At 64.8% G+C, this 18016-nt stretch carries 16 protein-coding genes; 2 read left to right on the top strand and 14 right to left on the bottom strand.

Annotated features, from left to right (window positions below):
- Positions 1–63 precede the first annotated feature (63 nt).
- The 10 genes from D0T11_RS19055 to pxpB form a co-directional block, all read right to left on the bottom strand.
- Positions 64–333, bottom strand: a complete 270-nt coding sequence (locus tag D0T11_RS19055) for a TolC family protein (protein ID WP_119657403.1) — start codon at positions 331–333, stop codon at positions 64–66.
- Positions 334–405: 72 nt separating this feature from the next.
- Complete coding sequence (locus D0T11_RS19050; RefSeq protein WP_147374733.1) at positions 406–789, bottom strand: hypothetical protein; 384 nt, start codon at positions 787–789, stop codon at positions 406–408.
- A 93-nt stretch (positions 790–882) separates the two neighbouring features.
- Positions 883–1521 (bottom strand): SMI1/KNR4 family protein, encoded by a 639-nt coding sequence (locus tag D0T11_RS19045; protein ID WP_182888496.1) that lies wholly within the window; start codon positions 1519–1521, stop codon positions 883–885.
- 49 nt (positions 1522–1570) lie between these two features.
- Complete coding sequence (locus tag D0T11_RS19040) at positions 1571–2122, bottom strand: prolyl hydroxylase family protein (protein WP_119657400.1); 552 nt, start codon at positions 2120–2122, stop codon at positions 1571–1573.
- Between the two features lie 32 nt (positions 2123–2154).
- Positions 2155–4599 (bottom strand): TonB-dependent receptor, encoded by a 2445-nt coding sequence (locus D0T11_RS19035; RefSeq protein WP_119657399.1) that lies wholly within the window; start codon positions 4597–4599, stop codon positions 2155–2157.
- A 117-nt stretch (positions 4600–4716) separates the two neighbouring features.
- A complete protein-coding gene (locus D0T11_RS19030; protein WP_119657398.1) occupies positions 4717–6153 on the bottom strand; it encodes an amidohydrolase family protein in 1437 nt (478 codons plus the stop codon).
- A gap of 195 nt (positions 6154–6348) precedes the next feature.
- The gene (locus D0T11_RS19025) at positions 6349–7530 is read right to left on the bottom strand and encodes an NRAMP family divalent metal transporter (RefSeq protein WP_119657397.1); all 1182 of its coding nucleotides are present in this window, start codon (positions 7528–7530) and stop codon (positions 6349–6351) included.
- A complete protein-coding gene (locus D0T11_RS19020; protein ID WP_119657396.1) occupies positions 7527–8306 on the bottom strand; it encodes a LamB/YcsF family protein in 780 nt (259 codons plus the stop codon). Before D0T11_RS19020 ends, D0T11_RS19025 begins: the two co-directional genes overlap by 4 nt.
- Before the next feature lie 194 nt (positions 8307–8500).
- Positions 8501–9511 carry a 5-oxoprolinase subunit C family protein gene (locus tag D0T11_RS19015; RefSeq protein WP_119657395.1) on the bottom strand — a complete coding sequence of 337 codons (1011 nt, stop codon included), beginning with the start codon at positions 9509–9511 and terminating at the stop codon, positions 8501–8503.
- Entirely contained in the window at positions 9508–10269 is a 762-nt protein-coding gene (gene pxpB, locus D0T11_RS19010; RefSeq protein WP_119657394.1) for a 5-oxoprolinase subunit PxpB, read from the bottom strand. The genes D0T11_RS19015 and pxpB overlap by 4 nt, the downstream gene beginning before the upstream one ends.
- Positions 10270–10530: 261 nt before the next feature.
- Between pxpB and D0T11_RS19005 the strand changes: the two genes are divergently transcribed.
- The gene (locus D0T11_RS19005; RefSeq protein WP_119657393.1) at positions 10531–11175 is read left to right on the top strand and encodes a cytochrome c oxidase subunit 3; all 645 of its coding nucleotides are present in this window, start codon (positions 10531–10533) and stop codon (positions 11173–11175) included.
- 271 nt (positions 11176–11446) lie between these two features.
- Here the strand turns inward: D0T11_RS19005 and D0T11_RS19000 are convergent, their stop codons facing one another.
- Both D0T11_RS19000 and D0T11_RS18995 read right to left on the bottom strand, forming a co-directional pair.
- Positions 11447–13204 (bottom strand): gliding motility-associated C-terminal domain-containing protein, encoded by a 1758-nt coding sequence (locus D0T11_RS19000; protein WP_147374732.1) that lies wholly within the window; start codon positions 13202–13204, stop codon positions 11447–11449.
- On the bottom strand, positions 13147–13692 hold the full coding sequence (locus D0T11_RS18995) for a hypothetical protein (RefSeq protein ID WP_119657391.1): 546 nt from the start codon (positions 13690–13692) through the stop codon (positions 13147–13149). Before D0T11_RS18995 ends, D0T11_RS19000 begins: the two co-directional genes overlap by 58 nt.
- Before the next feature lie 133 nt (positions 13693–13825).
- Between D0T11_RS18995 and D0T11_RS18990 the strand changes: the two genes are divergently transcribed.
- A complete protein-coding gene (locus D0T11_RS18990; protein WP_119657390.1) occupies positions 13826–15871 on the top strand; it encodes a M1 family aminopeptidase in 2046 nt (681 codons plus the stop codon).
- 99 nt (positions 15872–15970) lie between these two features.
- On the opposite strand, the gene D0T11_RS18985 is transcribed toward D0T11_RS18990, so the two are convergent.
- Together D0T11_RS18985 and D0T11_RS18980 are read right to left on the bottom strand one after the other, a co-directional pair.
- Positions 15971–16606 (bottom strand): hypothetical protein, encoded by a 636-nt coding sequence (locus D0T11_RS18985; protein ID WP_147374731.1) that lies wholly within the window; start codon positions 16604–16606, stop codon positions 15971–15973.
- A gap of 166 nt (positions 16607–16772) precedes the next feature.
- Complete coding sequence (locus tag D0T11_RS18980) at positions 16773–17213, bottom strand: DUF2147 domain-containing protein (RefSeq protein WP_119657431.1); 441 nt, start codon at positions 17211–17213, stop codon at positions 16773–16775.
- Positions 17214–18016: the final 803 nt, after the last annotated feature.

The following is an 18016-nucleotide window of genomic DNA, read 5'->3' as shown; positions in this document are numbered from 1 at the left end:
GATGAAACCCCGTAGGCGGGTAAGCAAGGGGGGCGTGAGAGGCGGCCCCCGCCTGCCCAGCCGTTACTCCCCGGTCCAGGGCGGCGTCCAGCCCCCGGCGAGGGCGCGGTAGAGGTTGATGAGCAGCAGCAACTGCTGGCGGCGGGCGTTGGTCAGGTTGAGCTCGGCTTCGAGCACGTTGCGCTGGGCCGTGACTACCTCCAGGTAGGTGGCGTAGTTGGCCCTGAACAGGTCATCAGACACGCTCACGGCCTGGTTGAGGGGGGCTACTTCCCGTTGCTGCAACTCGAAAATGCGCTGGTAGCTGTCGAGGCCGCACAGGTTGGTAGTCATCTGCTCGAAGCCCCTCAGTATGCTTCAACCTCTTACGTGAAAAAGGCCATCCGTTGTCCAATTTGGCAGATTTTACTCGAAAAAATCGGTGGGGTCGGTCTGGCTCAGGTACTTGTTCAGGCTGCCCAAATCGGCGAAGATGGGTCGCACCAGGGCCAGGAACTCGGCCGTGGTGGCGGGGCCGTCGGTGAAAGCGCGGAAGATTTCGCCGGCCCCGGCCAGCTCCACGCGCTCCAGCAGGTCGGGGGCGTGCTCCTCGATAATGGTTTCAATGTGCTCGGCCCAACAGGCCCCGCCGCCCCCAAAACCGTAGCGCTCAAACACCACGTAATAATCGTCCATGTCGGAGAGGTCGACCAGGATGCGCTGCCGCCGCGCCGGGTCAGTGAGCTCCGGCGGCGCGTCGGTCACGATAAAAGGGGCAGTGTTGGGGGTGGGTTGCATTGGGGTCGGCATAAGCCGCAAGGTACGGCGGGATGACGGCCGGTTCTCGCTTTATTGAAGCGATAAACTTTGCCTCCTGCTGAAAGGGTACTGCTGAACGGCCGGTCAGCAACCGTTGACCTTGTCCTGCCACCGCTCGGCGTGGTACCAGTTCACCACGTCAATGGCTTGGACCGGGTCCAAATATCGGTCGCCATCCTCCAGCGCATCGGGGTTGAGGACATACCGGTCCTGTTCCAGGTCCTGGGCAAAGTCGCGCAGTAGGCTGCTTACCGAACCAGCTACTACGAAAGCCGTTTCTGCTTCCTCATCCAACAGAATGACCTGTTCGTATTGGCCTTCCGAAGCTGGGTCGAGGTCGAGGCATAGCCACACGTGTGAGCCATCGAACCCCAAACGAAGCCAGAAAGGGTTCAGCGCGTTATCCTGCCTGATGGCTGGTACTTTGGAAAGAGGACTTACCTCCGAATCGGCGGCGCTACTTTGGTAATTGCCCGTTACCTGCGCCAGCGGCAGAAAACGCGGGCCATACCAAAAGCTGCCGAGGTTGTCGGCAGCTTGGTTCAACCCATCAAACCGCTGGTAAAGCGTCCGGTAGTCGGCGGGCAGCGGCCGGCCCACGGTAGTTTCCAGCCTATCCAACGCCGCCGAAGCCGCGCCGGGGTTCAGCGACTCGCGCAGGATGCGGGGCGCATGAGCAGCCAGCCAGGTTTCGATGCGAGCTAGTGAATCAGCAACGGACATAGTGAGTGACACCAAGTAGAAAATTAAATACAATTGCCCTGAATAGCAGCTACCCCGCCCGGTACAGCACATCGGTACGCAGCACGTACTTGCGGCCGGCGGTAACGGGGCAACCCTTGTGGCGTAGCTCGTGCCGGAAAGCCAGCGCCGCGCCCTGGCGTGGGGCAATAGTCAGGTCCTCAAACTCGGTGGCCCCGCCCTCGAAATCGTCGTTGAGATAGAGCAGCAGCGTCCAGCGACTGGCCGTGGCGTCGTCGGGCCGGATGCTGCCGTCTTTGTGGCGGTTGAAGCGCTGGCCCACGTCGTAGCGGTAGAAGCGAAACTGCTCGTAAAGGCCGATTGGGGCCGCGCCATCTGCTTCGGAATTCGCCGGTAGGAGCGGGGCCAAGCGGGTCCACAGGTCGGCGGCCAGCGCCGGGTCGGGGTATTCAACGCGGTAGTTATTGCGGATTCCCTTTATCATCTGAGCCCCGGTAGAGGTCAGCACCCCGGCCTCGGCAAAGCCCTGCTGCTCACTGCGGGCAATCAGGTCGGTGCACTCGGCGGCCGACAGAAAAGCCGGGATTTCGAGCCGCGAATCAGCATTGGGAGCAGTTGCCATACTACAAGAACTTTAAGTCTGAATCTCAAAAATCAAAACTCCACGATAAACCCGATGGTGGGTAGCACGGTGGCGGCGGTGTTGTCGAGTAGCACGGGGATGCCGTTGCTGCCGTCGGGGCGTAGGGGCTGGCCGTCGGTGGAGACGAACTCGGCGTTGTCGGGGGTGCGCTGGAAGGCGTAGCTGGGCACGGCGGGGCTCTTCAGGGCCAGCGCGTTCTGGATATCGACGTAGAAATCGAAGGTGAGGCGGCGCAGATTTATCTTCTTATCGAGCCGGAAATCGAGCTGCTGGAAGGTGCCCAGGCGCTGGGTGTTGAGGCGGTCGTAGTCGAGCACGCCGTTGCCCACGGTGAGGTAGTTGGCCCTAGAGGCGGCGGCGTTGAAGGGCGTGTAGGGCGCGCCGCCGGCCAGGCGGTACTTCAGGCCCAGTTCCCAGCCCCGGCCAAACTTGCGGCCCAGCAGCGCCGAGGCCAAGTGGCGGGTATCCCAGGCCGAGGGCTTGTAGCGGCCATCGGCCCCGGTAAACTCGCTGTTGAACAGCGTGTAGGAGGCCACCGCGTAGAGGTTGCGGGTGAGCTGCTGCTGAAAGAACAACTCGCCCCCAAACGAGCGGCCCCGGCCGGTGCTGGTTACGGCTTCGTTGCCCAGGGCAATGAAGTCGCCGCCCAGGTTGGCCAGCGAAATACCGTCGCGCACGTTCACCGGGTAGTGGTCGTACTGCTTCCAGAAGCCTTCGAGCGTGATGCGGCGGCTGGGGCCGGGCAGGAACTCCAGGCCCGCTACGTAGTGCGTGCTGCCGATGTAGCGGTTGCTCTTGTTTACAAGCTGGCCGGCATTGTCGCGGAAGCCGAGCAGGGTAGAGGGTGGAATTTTGTAGTAGCGGCCCACGCTGGCGCTGGCGTTCCAGCGCGGCGTAAGGGCATAGGTAGCCGAAATCCGGGGCGAAATCGTGCGCAGCAAATTGGCCCCGCCGTCGGTAAAGCTGTTGCCATCGGTGCGCAGGCCGGCCGAGAGGGTGAGGCGGTCGGCCTCGAGGAAGGAGCGGGTGAGCTGGCCGAACGCGCCGAAGCGGGCAAAATCGAGGTTGGCGTTGAAATCGACCGTGACGGCCGGCTGCTGCACGGTGCCATCGGGGGCCAGCACGGCCTGGCGCAGGCGGTTGAAAAAGCGGTTGTCGTAGTGCACGAGCTGGCCCACGGCCCCGTAGGCGTAGCGCCAGCGGCCGGCGCTCCGGTTCACGTCGAGGCGGAGCTTGTTCTCGGTTTCGCCCGAGCGCGTGAGCAGCACCCGCCGGCTCTCATCGCCCCGGTTGGCCGACCCGCCCTCAAAAAAATCGACCTGATTGCTGAGCTGAGTGCGGCTGAGCGCCAGGTTGAGGTAGCCCCGCGGCAGCAGCTGGCGCAAGCTCAGGCCCACGGTGTAATTCCACTGGTCGATGGTGGGCGTGTTGCGGATGATATAGGCCTTTTCGGGCGTGGTGGAGCGCGGCACGGCCACCTCGAAGTGGTCCAAAGCGCCCAGGCCCAGGGCCGTGAGGGTGGTTTTGGGACCCAGCTTGGAAGTGATTTTGAACTGCGAATCCCAGTAATCGGGCCGGATAGGCAGGTCAATTAGCTTGAAGAGCACCTGTAGGTAGGAGCGGCGCACGGAGGCCAGAAACGTGGTATTGGGCGCCAGGGGACCTTCGAGCGTGCCCGCTACTTCGGTGCCGCTGAGGCGGATGTTGCCCTGCACCCGGTCGGGGTTGCCCTCACGCTGGCGGAACTGCAGCACGCTGCTCAGCACGTTGTCGTAGCGCGCCTCGAAGGCCGAGGTGCTCAGTGTCACGTCTTCAATAAAGCTCACGTTGAGCATGCCGGCCGGCCCGCCGGCGCTGCCCTGGGTCTGAAAGTGGTTGATGACCGGCACCTCGATGCCGTCGAGGTAGTACACGTTTTCGTTGGGCGCGCCGCCCCGGATGATGATGTCGTTGCGGAAGCCGGCGGTGCCGCCCGTGCCGCCGCCGCCCACGCCGGGCAGCACCTGCACCACCTTCGAAATGTCGAAGTTGCCGCCCGGGTTGCTCTTGATTTCCTGGGCGCTCAGCCGCTGCACGCTCAGCGGCGTTTCGGCCGTGGCCACCCGAATGGCCCGGCTGGCCGTCACGGTTACCTCGCCCAACTGCTGCTGACTCGCCACCAGCTCCAGGCCCACAATGTTGGCGTTGCCACTGGTGATAACGATGTTGGCGCGCAACAGCGGCTCGTAGCCGATAAACGAGGCCCGCACGTTGTAGCTGCCCGTCGGAATATCTGCCAGCCGGAAACGGCCCTGCTCATCGGCGGCCGTGCCCAGCGTGCTGCCTTCCAGCGTGATAGTGGCCCCCGGCACCGGCTGCTGGGTGGCCCGGTCGCGCACGGTGCCGCTCAGTACCCCCGTCTGGGACCAGCTGATGAGTGGCAGCAACCAAAGTAACAGGAAGTAGAGGAAGCGCATAGGGTAGTAGTGTGCTGGGATGATTAAAGGGAGGTAGAACGGTCGTTCTGCGTCAGCTCTGTGATTATTCAACCCAAACCCGACTAGCGCGGAGAGGTTTCAGGCGGGCTGCCCACGCTACCGCCGCCGCACGGCTTGTAGCATCTGCCGCAGCTCGGCGGCCGGGTACACCCGGCCCCGGGCCACCACGGTATGCGGGCCGCGCAGGGCCGTCAGGCTGGTCAGCGGATTACGATCGAGCAGCAGCAAATCGGCCGCTTTGCCGGGGGCGATGGAGCCGGCGGTGGCTTCCTGGTGAAAGAAGATGGCCCCGTTGATAGTGGCCGTGCGCAGGGCTTCGGCGGGCGTGAGGCCGGCGCGCACCAACTGGTCGAGTTCCCCGAGCAAAGCCGCGCCGGGGTACACGTAGGAGTTGGAGGCCCCGCTGTCGGAGCCGGCCAGCAGCAGTACGCCGGCCTTTTGCAGGCCCGGAATCAGGCTCCGGAACCGGGCCCCGAGCTGCTGGTTGAACACCCGGGTGGCGGCCGACTGCTGCCGGGCTCCGGCCAGTCGGCGGGCGTAGGTGGCCTCCAGGGCGGGGTCGATGTAGGCCAGCAGCGAGTCGCGGGAGTGGTCGGTGGTGGGCAGATCGGCCAACAGCTGCTGAATGTAGAGCGTGGGCACTACGGCCGTGCGCCGCTCGGCCAGCATCCGGAACGCGCGGGCGGCGGTGGCGGTATCGTAGGTGCGGTACACGGCCGGCAGAGCCGCAAACAGCCCAATGGGCTTCGCGGTGCCCTGGCTTTGCCGGATGGCGGCCGTAATGCTGTCTTCCCGATTAGAGCAGGCCTTGAACACGTAGTAGAGGTGCTCGGAGGCGTCGAGGCCCGCGGCTGAGGCTTCGGCCAGCGTGACGGTGTAGGGCATGTGGCCGGTTGTGCGCATGCCCCGCTTTTCGGCCTGCGCAATGGTGCCCAGAAACGCCTCCCGCGAAATCGTGCTCTCGTAAATCTTCACGTAATCGACCTTCAGGCGCTGCAACGAATCGAGGGCGCGACTAATCTGGACGGGCGTTTCCACTTCCAGCGAGCCGGCCCAGAACGCGCCGGGGCCGTCGATTTTAGGACCCGAAGTGAAGATGGTAGGCCCTGCCAGCTGGCCGGCCGTAATCTGCCGCCGCCACTCCATCACGGCCGGAGTCAGGTCGCCGCCCGCGTCGCGCACCGTGGTAATGCCGTGGGCCAGGTACAGCGGTAGCAGGCTGCGGTTGGCCGCTACCAGCGAGTCGCCGCCCCGAAAGTGCACGTGCATGTCCCAGAGGCCCGGCATGAGGTAGCGCCCCTGGGCATCAATCGTGCGCGTGGCCCGCGGCGCGCTGGCCGCGGTGGGTCCGAGCTGACGGATGACGCCCCCGGAAACGGCCACGGTCTGGTCGGGCCGGAGGATGCCGGTTTCCACGTCCACCACGTTGGCGTGGGTGATGACCAGGTCGTAGGCCGTGGTGGCGGGTGGGGTGGTGCAGCCGGCGGCCAGCAACAGGGCGGCGGCGAACAGGAGTCGGGCGGGGTGGGGCATGGGGGGGGAAAGTAGTTGTTAGGGTTAGTCGTCCTCACGTAGCGCCTCACCCCCCCCGGCCCCCTCTCCGAAAAAGGAGAGGGGGTGCGTTCAACGAACTTTGGAATGAGTTCTCGAACGCACTGTCGTCTGGCTCCCCCTCTCCTTTTTCGGAGAGGGGGGGGTGAGGCGCTACGTAAGGACGGTGAAGATGCGCTACATCCCCAGCGCCGTCAGTAGCACCGAGCCGCTGAGCCAGGTCATCACCAGCACCACCAGCACCCCGAATACGGCCAGCACCAGCGGATGGCGGTAGCGGCCCACGATGGCCGGACGGTAGGCCGCCACCAGCAGGGTACCCAGGGTGAGGGGCAGGATGAAACCGTTGAGCGCCCCGGCCCAGAGCAGCACCTGCACCGGCTGACCAATGGTCAAAAACACCAGCGTGGAAAGCACAATGAAGCCAATAATCCAGCGGTTTTCGTGGGCCGATACCCGGGGCAGTAGGGCTTTGAGGAAGGAAATGGAGGTGTAGGCCGAACCGATGATGGACGTGACGGCCGCCGCGAACATCATCACCCCAAACAGCCGGTAGCCCAGCTCGCCGGCCGCCAGCCGGAACACCGAAGCGGGCGGATTCGCGGCGTCAATAACCAGTCCTTGGCTCACGACGCCCAGCGTAGCCAGAAACAGGAACACCCGCACCAACGAGGCCACCGAAATGCCCAGCACGGCGCTGCGCGTGACTTCGGGCAGGGCAGCTTCGCCCCGGATACCGGCATCGAGCAGGCGGTGGCCACCTGAAAACGTGATGTAGCCGCCCACCGTGCCGCCCACCAGCGTGATGATGGACGTGAGGTCGAGCTGGGTGGGGACCAGGGTGCGCCGCGCCGCTTCGGCCAGAGGGGGATGGGTAGTAAAGGCCACGTAGACGATGGTGAGCACCAGCACCAGGCCCATCACCTGGGCGAAACGGTCCATGAGCCGGCCGGCCTCGCGCACCAGAAAAACCCCCAGCGCCACCCCGGCCCCCAGCCCGGCGCAGACCGGCACCGGCAGGCCCGTAAGCGCCGACAGGCCCAGGCCGGCCCCGCCCACGTTGCCCACGTTGAAGGCCAGGCCGCCGAGCACAATCAGCACCGAAATGACGCTGCCCAGGCCCGGCAGCACGCGGTTGGCAATATCAGGAGCCCGCAGCTCGGCCACGGCAATTACCCGCCACACGTTCAGCTGCACCCCAATATCAAGCAGGATAGACGCCAGGATAACGAAGCCGAAGCTGGCCCCGAGCCGCTCGGTAAACACGGTGGTCTGGGTCAGAAACCCCGGTCCCACGGCCGAGGTAGCCATCAGAAAAGCGGCCCCCAGCAGCACGCTCCAGTTACGAGCCGGCTTCATACGCGCGGCCCGGAAGGCGTTTGCACCGCCACGCCGGCCACCGCCAGCGCGGCCCGCAGCTGCCGGGCGAACGTCAGCGCATGGGGTCCGTCACCATGCAGGCACACCGTATCGGCCTGAATCACAATATCCTCGCCTGACTGGGCCCGCACCCGGCTCTCTTGGACCATGCGCAGCACCTGGGCCTCGGCCTCGGCGGGGTCGGTGAGCAGCGCGCCGGGCTGGCGGCGGGGCGTGAGCGTGCCGTCGGGCTGGTAGCTGCGGTCGGCAAATACCTCGTGGGCGGTGCGCAAACCGAGCTTTTCGGCGGCCCGGGGCAGGGCGCTGCCGGCCAGCCCGTAGAGGCAGGCCTCGGGCGCCACCCGGTACACAGCTTCGGCCAGCGCCTCGGCCAGCGCGGGGTTCACGGCGGCCATATTGTAGAGCGCGCCGTGGGGCTTCACGTGGTGCAGCATGCCGCCCTCGGCTCGCACGAAAGCCAGCAGCGCCCCCAGCTGATACACCGTCATGTCGTAGGCTTCTTCGGCCGAAATGGCCATTTCGCGGCGGCCGAAGCCTACTAAATCGGGTAGGCCGGGGTGGGCGCCGAGGGCCACGCCGTGGTGCAGGGCCCGGCGCACGGTGTGCTTCATCACGGCCGGGTCGCCGGCGTGGTAGCCGCAGGCAATGTTGGCCGACGTTATTAAAGGCAGAATAGCTTCATCCTGCCCCAGGGAGTACGCGCCGAAGCTCTCCCCCAGGTCGCAGTTGAGGTCGATGGTAAGGGTTGAATTCATGGCGGGCAAGATAGGCGGAAGCGGCCGATGTAGGGGCGGGGCTTGTCCCCGCCCGCCGTTGAACGGTTGTCGTTGAACAGCGGCGGATGGTTTTGTTGAATGACGTTCGGCTGGCTATATTGAACAGCGGCGTTTGGTTTGATGAATTGTAGCGCCCGGTTTCGTTCAACGGCGGGCGGGGACAAGCCCCGCCCCTACATCGGCCACCGCAGCGCCACGGCCCGCTCCAGTTGCCGCAGCTGGTTTTCCTGGGCTATATACAGCTGCTGGGCTTCGGGCAGGCTGATTTCCTGGAACCGCACCGTACCGCCCGGGGGCACCTGGGCCAGCTGGGGCCAGTCGGTGGCGGCCACCAGGGCCAGGCGGGGGTAGCCGCCGGTGGTCTGATGGTCGGCCAGCAGCACGATGGGCTGGCCCCCGGGCGGTACCTGCACCGTGCCAAACGTGACGGCCGCCGAGAGTAGCTCGGGTGCCCCGGCAGTGCGGAGCAGGGGCAGGCCCGCCAGCCGGCTGCCCATGCGGTTGGAGGCCGGCGTCACCTGGAATTCTTTCGTCCAGAAAGCCTGCTGGCTGGCCGCCGTAAACTGCCCGTATTCCGGTCCGCGTACCGCCCGCAGCACGGGCTTAGCTTCGGGCTGGGGCGTCAGGGTCGGGGCGGCGAACCAGGGTGCGGCTACGCAGGGCAATTCGGGCGAGCGGGCCAGCAGCTGTTGGCGCAGGCAGTTGGCGGCGGGAGCGGGTTCGGCCACCGCCAGCACGTCCTCGGCCCGCAAAGCCCGGCCTGCCAGTCCGCCGATACCAGCCGCCAGGTAGGTGGCCCGGCTGCCCAGCACCATCGGCACGGCCAGCCCGCCAGCCACGGCCAGGTAAGCCCGGCAGCCCGCCCGGGGCCGGCCGAAGGCGAGCTGGGTGCCGGCCCGCACGGCCACAGCCCGGTTCAGGGGCAGGGGCTGGCCGTTGAGCGTGGCGCTGAGGTCGGCCCCGCAGAGGGCCAGCAGGTGGTCGGCCGTGAATTGGATGGTGGGGCCGAGCAGGGTGACTTCGAGGGCCGCCGCGCCGGTCGGGTTGCCCACCAGCAGGTTGGCCACGCGCAAAGCCCGGGCATCGAGGGGGCCACCCACGCTCACGCCCGCCTGCCGGTAGCCGGGCCGGCCGGCATCCTGAATGGTGGTGAGCAGGCCGGGGCGCAGCAGGTGCAGGCTCATCGGGCAGTGGCTGAAAAGGCGGGCCAGTGGCGGAACTGTTCCGCCGTGATGGACACGAACCGAAGCCGCTGGCCCGCCCGCAGCCGGCTGGGCTCAACTGCTTCGGGCCGGAACAACCGCTCCGGAGTGCGCCCAATCAGCTGCCAGCCGCCGGGGGTGGGCAGGGAGTAGATGCCGGTCTGAGCCCCGGCAATGCCGACCGCGCCGGCCGGCACTGCGGCCCGGGGGCTGGCGCGCCGGGGCATGGCCAGTTCGGCGGGCAGGCCGCCCAGGTAGGGAAACCCGGGCGCGAAGCCGATAAAATGCACCTGGTAGTCGGCCCCGGCGTGGCGGGCTACTACCTCCTCGGGGCTCAGCCCGCAATGCCGGGCCACCGCCGCCAAATCCGGCCCGAACTCGCCCCCGTAGCAGACCGGAATTTCCACCGCCGGACCCGTTGTAGTCGGCTCCGGGCCGGGCGCGGGCGCTTGCCCGAGCTGCTGGCGCAACTGGCGGGCCACGTAGTCGAAGGGGCTACCGGAAGCCGTCTGGCTCACTTGCCAGGGGTCGTAGAAAACGGTGAGGGTGGCGAAGGCGGGCACCAACTCCACAAAGCCCGGAAACGGATGGGCCGCCAGCTGCGCCGCCACGGCCTGGATGGCAGCGTTGGTGGCCTCGTTGATGCCGGTGCCGAACTCCAGCACCACGGCCGTTTCGCCCAGCGGGTAGAGGCGCGGGCCAAGCGGGGCGGCGGCAAATGAGGGGGCAGAAGCAGACATGCAGCGGCAAGATACGCGCGGCTCCCGGGCCGGACCTTCCAAGCCAACCAGCCCGGGCCGAATCGGGATTAACAAACGAGCATACCGACCCTGGCGCCACGGCTGCCACCGGGCCGGGCCGGGCCGAAAAACGTACGTGCCCCGGGGGCTTTTCTACGTATCTTGCTGGAAGGGCCCTGGTACCACGTTTGTCCCGCCGGACCGGAACTAAAGGGCTGCTGATTGGTTTGCAACTACGCACATAGTTCCGCCCCCCCGCTCATGAATTCCGACCCCAACCATTCCAATAAAGTGGGCTCCAACCGCCCGGCTTCGTCCTTGCAGCGCATGGAGCGCGTGCCGCCGCTGCTGATGATGCTCTACGCGGGGCTGGTGGGCATTACGGTGCTGTTCGTGGTACTGGTCGGCGCATACGCCTACACGCGCTTCCGGGCCGACGCGCCCACCGACATCTACCCGTTGCCCCGCTTCTTTTCCCTCAGCACCATCGTGCTGCTCATCAGCAGCTACGTCATTGCCCAGTCGCGCCGCCTGTATGAGCAGGACGACCTGCTGATGCTGCGCCGCTGCCTGGCCGCCACGCTGCTGCTGAGCAGCGTATTTGCCGGATTACAGGTTCTGGGCTGGCGCGAGATGATGGTGCAGGGCGTCTTCTTTAAAGGCCAGGCCAGCGGCACGTTCGTGTACCTGATTTCGGCCCTGCACGTGGCCCACCTGCTGGGCGGGATGCTGTTTCTGCTCACGCTGCTGCTGCGCACGCATTACGCCTCCCGCGACGCCGTCCGCAGTCTGGTCTTCATCCGCAACCCCTACCGCCGCCTTCAGCTGCGCATGATCACCCTCTACTGGCACTTCATCGACGGCCTCTGGATAGCGCTGTTCGCCGCTTTTCTGTTCCTGTACTAGCGCAGCAGGAGTGAGCCGGGCACTACGTGGCATGGGCCGCTACTGTGCCCTGCGCGACGCCATTTCTGCCACGCGCAACTCACAGTAGCCTTTAAAGCCGACCCCCCTGACGTGCGAACGTCAGGGGGGTCGGCTTTAATACGCACTCGTGCCTTGTTGTTTTCAGGCGCTTCCTTTCCTTTTTCATCCCGCCCATAAAGCGGCGCGGGGGGGCTATGGCATTGTGCCGGCCGCCGGCCGTTTCACGCGTTTCTTGGCGCACTCATCCACCTCAGTTGGCGATGGTAACGGCCCCGCGGTATTTCTGGCCGTTCGTGAATTCGATCAGGTAGAAGTAGGGGCCGGCCGGCAGGCCCCCGCCATCCCAGCGGAAGGTCCGGTTGGTGGTACGGTAGATCCGGTTGCCCCAGCGCGTGAAAATCTGGATATTAGCGAAACGGGCGTCGCAGAAATCCGGGGGCAGGTTGTTCTGGGCGTTATCGAGCGTGAACACGTCGTTGAGGCCGTCTTTCTGGTAGGGCGTGATGACGTTGGGCGGCAGAAAGGGGCCGGCCGCGGGCGGCGTTACCTCGAAGCGCACGGTGCGGGTTCGGGGGCGGGGCCGACAAGTGGCTTCCTGGAGCGTGAAGGTTACTTCCAGGCCCTGCTGGCGCACGGCCTCGCAGTCGGCCATCCAGCGGAAGCGGGCGGCCGCCGTGCCCGCGCCGCTGCTGGGCGTGAACGTCATGCCCGCCGCCGCCAGGTCGAACCCTTTGCCCACGGCCGAGAGCGTGAGCACGTCGTTATCGGTATCCTGGCCCTCCAGGGTGGCATCGTACACGCCCCCGATGGGCAGGCGGATAACCGTGAGCGAATCGGGCGCGGCGGCGGGTGGGAACGTGGTAGCCAGGGCCGGGGGCGTATTGGAGTAGTCTATCTGAATCGGAATAAGAATAGTGGCCGCCTGCCGCTCCCCGCAGGGCGCGGTTGCCGCCGTAAACTCGAACTCGTAGAGTGGCTTGTCTACGGCCCGGCAGTCCACTTTCCAACTGAAGCGGCCCGTGAGCTGGTTGCCGTTGGCACCCAGGGCGAGCGTGGCCCCCAGGGCGGCGGGCGTAAAGCCGCGCCCGGCCATGGTCAGTGTCAGCGGGTCGTTGTCGGGGTCGGTGGCCGTGAGGTCGAAGCTGATGACGTCGCCCACCCGGGCGCGCAGGGGCAGCACGGCCGTGGTGCGGAGCAGGGGCGCGGAGTTGGGGTCGGGCACGGAGATGAAGGCCACCCGGACGGTATCGCGCAGGGGCAGGCTACAGCCGTTGTCGGCCACGATGACGTCGATCAGGTACACCTTGCCCCGGGTGTTGAAGCACGCCGGGAAGCAGAGCTGCGACGTGACGGTATCCGGCTGGCCGGGCGTCCGGACGGTGCCCTGGGCCACGCTGAGCGCGGGCAGCGGGGCCGTAAAGTTTACCGGCCGCAGAGAAAAGGTGAGGGCCGAAGTGGGGTCGGGGTCGGTGAAGCGGAAGGTGACGCAGCGGCTAGCGCCCGGGCTGAGGCGCAGCGTGTCGCGGCCCGGCAGGTAGGCTATTTTGGTGCCGGGCAGTTGCAGAAGCGCCTTGGGACGGGCATTGGCAGAGCAGGTGATAACCTTGAGCTGGAAGTCGCGGCGGGTTTCGCCCAGGCGCACGCCCTTGCGGTACTCGGTGCAGCGCACCCCGAACACGAACAGCCCCAATTGCGTGGGCCGCACCTCCAGCCGCCCCGTGAGCCGGCCGATGGTGAGGGTGGGAGCGCCCGGAATCTGGTTGGTCTCACTCAGGCCCGCCAGCCAGTTGATGTCTCGGTAGGGCAAGGACGAGGCTACGGCCGGTTTGGGCTCCGCCGCCGAGGAGGAGCCGTTGAGTGGCGTCACTAGGTCGTACACCAGCGAATCCCCGTCGACGTCCTGACCCCCGAAATCGTAGTAAAACAGCTCCCGCAGGCAGGCATAGTCGCTCAGGGGCGGAAAGATGCGGGGAGTGGAGTTGCGCAGGGCCATGCCGTTCCGCACCACGGGCGGAACTCCAGGTAAAACGTCTGAGCGGCCCCGCCCGGGTTCACAATGTTGTTGATGCCGTTGTTGCGGCAGCAGCGTTCCACGGCCACGTAATACCCGCTACTGTTGGCGTACTCCTGCGCGCTGAGCGTGAGCTGGCGGGTGTAGGAAAGCTTGCGCGTAATGAGCGATGGGGTGGAGCAGGCCGGATTGGTGTACTGCACCAGCGCATTATTGACCAGGGGCAGCAGCACATCCGCCATCCGGCGGTTGCTGCCCTTTTCAAAAATACTGGCCGTAAGGTCGGAATCCAGTGCGCCTGGTTGTCCGTTAACGGCGTCGAAGTAGAGGGTGAGCGTGAGCTGGTAGGTGTTGCCGGTGAGGTATTGCAGGTCCATCTCGCCGCCCACGATGTGGGTAGCCCGGGCGGGCGCGGCCAGCAACAAAAGCAGCGCCAGCGCCAGCCAGCCGCGGCGCAAAAAACAGATAAGCGTAGAAACCAGCATCGGGCAGTCAGGCAGAAGAAAAACAAGCGTGTTCCAAGATACGAAGAGGCCGCGCGAATCCGCGCGCCCGTCCCCGGATTTGTGCGGGGCTGTCGTATCTTGGAACCCCACTTCACTGTCTGTCTTTCTTCCCATGCGTATCCTTACTTCCCTGCTGGTACTGGGCGGCCTGCTGGCCGGCGCGGCCCAGGCGCAGGTGCCCACCTACCGGCCCCTAGCGGCCGACCTCGATGGCTCGGCGGCCGAGGCCTGCGCCCGCGCCCACATGGGGCCGGCGGTGGCCCGCCCGGCCTACGCCAGCCTCGGCCACCGCCAGAAAATGGCCCGCTACGACGTTAAGTACTACAAGCTCGACCTGCGGCTGGCCAACAACGCGCGCACCGTGGGCGGAGTGGTGACTATGCGCGCCCAGACCGGCGCGCAGGCGCTGGATTCACTGGCCTTTGAGCTGTACGCCACCTACACCATCGACTCGGTGGTGGTCGACGGCCGCCGAAGCCGCGACTTCACGCGCCGGGCGCTGGGCGACGTGACGGTGGGCCTGGGGGCAAACGTTGCCCCCAATACCCTGTTCAGCGCCCGCATCTACTACCGCGGGACGGCCCCCAACGGCAACGCCGCCGCCATCGGCAACGCCCTCAATACCCGCGTCGACTCCCGGTACGGAGTCAGTACCACCTGGAGCCTGTCGGAACCTTACAACGCCTACGAGTGGTGGCCCTGCAAGCAAACGCTGACCGATAAGGCCGACTCCTCGGACGTCTGGGTGACCACGGCCGCCACCAACAAAGTAGGCTCCAACGGGGTGCTGGAACGGGTTACCAGCCTGCCCGGCAACGAGGTGCGCTACGAGTGGAAGTCGCGCCACCCCATTGCCTACTACCTGATTTCGGTGGCCGTGGGTCCTTATGCCGAGTACATCAACTACGCCAACCCCACCGGCGGACCCCGGATTCCGGTGGTGAATTACGTCTACAACCAGGCCGCCCTCAACTTTTACCGTACCGAAATCGACCGCACGCCGGGCTTCATCGAAAACTTCTCCGACCTGGTGGGCCTGTATCCCTTCGCCAACGAGAAGTACGGGCACAGTATGGCGCCCATCGGCGGCGGCATGGAACACCAGACCATGACCACCCAGGATGGCTTCAACTTTACGCTCACGGCCCACGAGCTGTTCCACCAATGGTTCGGCGACAACGTGACCTGCGGGGCCTGGGAGGATATCTGGCTCAACGAAAGCTTCGCCTCCTACGGGGAATATCTGTCGCTGAACCGCTTTTCTTCCGCTGGTGCGGCCCGCGACTGGATGAACAACGCCCACTTTTCGGCCATGAACCAGTACGTGAACGCGCAGTGGGTGCCGGCTCCGGGCGGGAGCCTGTTCGTGAGCGACACTACCAGCGTGAGCCGGATTTTCAGCTCCCGCCTCAGCTACAAGAAGGGGGCAGCCGTGGTGCACATGCTGCGGTATGTGCTCAACGATGACACCCGGTTTTTCCGGGCCTTGCGCACTTACCAAAGTACCTACGGTGGCCGCACGGCCCGCACCCGCGACTTGCAGCGCATCTTCGAGGCCGAAGCCGGCCGTTCCCTGCAATACTTCTTCGACCAGTGGTTCCGGGGCGAAGGGTTCCCCTCGTTTGCCGTGCGCTGGAACCAGGCCAACGGGCAGGTGTACATTCAGAACACTCAAACAACGTCGATGCCAACCGTGACGCCGTATTTCGATACGGAGGTTGACTACCGCCTTACCTTCACCGACGGCACTTCCCGCACCCTGCGCCTGCGCCAGTACCAGCTCGTGGTGTCAGCCGCCGTAGCAGAGTCGCGCGTCATCAGCAGCCTCGAAGTAGACCCCGACCAGTGGCTGCTCAACGGCACTGGCTCCGTGCAGCGCGACGCCGGCCTGGTAACGGCCTCCCGGCCGTCTGCCGCCCAGGTTACGCTGCGCACCTACCCCAATCCCTGCCACGACCAGCTCCGGCTGGCAGATTTCAATGGCTCCCGCGCCCAGGCCGAAGTAACGGACGCCACGGGCCGCGTGGTGCTGCGCCAAACGGTGCTGGCGCCCGCCCCGGTGCTGCGAACCGGTGCGCTGGCCCCCGGCATCTACCACCTGCGCCTGCTCAGCCCCGATGGCTCCGTGGCCCAGGCCCGTTTCGTGCGAGGCGAGTAAACCGCCAGTAAGCCACTCAAGGCCAGCAGGCGCAACGCCCGTTGAACGACCCATTGGGGTACCGTTCAACGGGCGTTGCGCCTGCTGGCCTTGAGTGGCTTACTTTCCCTTCCGCGCGTACTTGCCAATCAGCTCCTGCACTTCCGGCGGCGCGGCCGGCAGGTTGAATACGGCATCAACGAGCTCATCGAAGGTGCCGGGAGGCGTGAAGATGCTGTCCGTGAAAGGGTTGTTGAACAGGCGGATAAAGCCCGGTTGCCCATTGATGCTGACCAGGTCGACCGTAACGTTGCCGTAGCGCTGGTTGCAGCGGCCCGTGTGGGTACAATCGTGGGGCTGGGGCTTAAGGAAGTACTTCTGGGTTGCTTCCGTGTACCGCTCGTGGCGGGTGGCGCGTTCATCGGCCGCCCCGAGCTGGTAGCCCAGCGCCAGCACCCGGTCCCGGATGAAGTCGAAAAAGTGCTGGAAGTTGCCGGGGCCAATGCTGGGGTCGTACAGGAAAACTGCCCCGCGCTGCCCTTCCTGCCGGGCCAGCTGCACCCGGAAAGGCGAGCCTGGTAGCCCGGCCTTCTGGTAGTGGTAGGCCTTGAAGTAGGGGCCGGCCCAGTTCAGGTACACCTGTTGCTCCAGCCACTGCTGCCGCACCCGCTCCTGAGCGGGCGGGCGGCGCAACGGTTGCCAGTCGGCCGCAGCGGGTGAGGAATCGGAGAAAATCCGTTTGAGCAAGTCAAGCAAAACAGTGCGGGTAGTTTCAGAGGTAACACGAGCCCTGGTAAATGGTTTCGGCCGCAGCCCTGGCCCACCGGCTCACCTGTTGGAGCAGAACTTGTGCCAGACGGCCACAAAAAACGGGGCCTCCGGTTGCGGAGGCCCCGTTGGAGCACCATGGGCGTAGGTGGGGCTATTTCACCCGCGTCCAGGCCTGCGACTTGCCGATGAGGGAAAAGCCGATGTAGCCTTTCACTTCCATGGAGTTGGCATTCTCCATTTTCATGTAGCAGGAGTATGTTTTGCCGCTTTCAGGGTCGTAGATCTTGCCGTCGTCCCACTTGTTGTTTTCGTCGTACTCGAAACCACTCATGAACACCATGCCCAACCGGGGGCGGGTGCGCAGCTTGGGGTCGGGGTTCATGGTGTCTACTTTAGGCTTACCCGTTTTGGGGTCGTTGGGGATGGTCAGCGTCACGATTCTACCGCAGAGCTTGTCGCCGCACTTGTAGATTTCAAAGGTGGCTTTCTTCTCGGCATTGGTCCAGATGCCCAGTGGCGAAAGCGTTTGGGCGGAAACCGAGCCAATCAGGCCGAACAGCAGGGCAATACTGAGAATGACAAATTTCTTCATGGTGGTGGGGTAAGTGTGGGTGTTGGTTTGCGGGAAAAGATAGAAAAAAGTCTGTAAAATCAACTCTCTGACCTTCTTTTACCCGTCAGCATCCCTTGCAACTATGAAGCCAGAATGATAGTCCGGTTCCAAGGTGAAGAAATCGATGAGAAAAAAGAGCTGATCATCAGGCAGATGACTGAAAATAGGGGTGAGGGTTGTAAATAATGGTGTTTTTGCTTTGAACCTTCCCGGGGGTTTTTAACTTTACCCTTCGTAGTGAGTGCTACAGCCCCTGCCTAGCCGCCCTAAGGTGCTGGGAAGCGCAGCGGGGGTTATGTTGGTCCTAAAGAAAGGAGGTACAAAATGTCTAGTAGTCCCAAACAAATCCTGCCAAGCCTGTCGAATGTAGTCCGCTTCACCGCCGGACGCGCTTAACAACAGCTTTCGCGCGGAACACGGTTAGCCCTTCAGGGCGTGTTCCCGCATTCTGGCAAGGTCTTACAGAAAGGATGGCGGGGCTGTACCCCAGCTCAGCCGCTTGGTAAGATTTGAAGGATTAGATGCCCGGTTCGCCCAGCAGCCTCAAAAACGGAGGATCTGCATAGGCGGCCGGGCATCGTTCTGTTTAACGAGATGGCAAAATGGGGAAGCAGTGAGTTTAGCGTTCGTAGGTGGTAAGTGCTTGTTCAGAATTAATCAGACTATTTCAGGTTTGAAACCGGATGCGGTATGCTGTTCCCACGTGGTCCAAAATATGGCGCACGGCGGCCTTGAGCGTAGTGAAATCAGCGTAGGCTTCTGGCCGCAGCCACTCGTATTTG

The organism is Hymenobacter rubripertinctus (assembly GCF_003583925.1).
GTDB classification, from domain to species: Bacteria; Bacteroidota; Bacteroidia; order Cytophagales; family Hymenobacteraceae; genus Hymenobacter; species Hymenobacter rubripertinctus.
The sequence above is the reverse complement of the archived record's forward strand: the minus strand, read 5'-3'. Positions and strand labels throughout refer to the sequence as shown.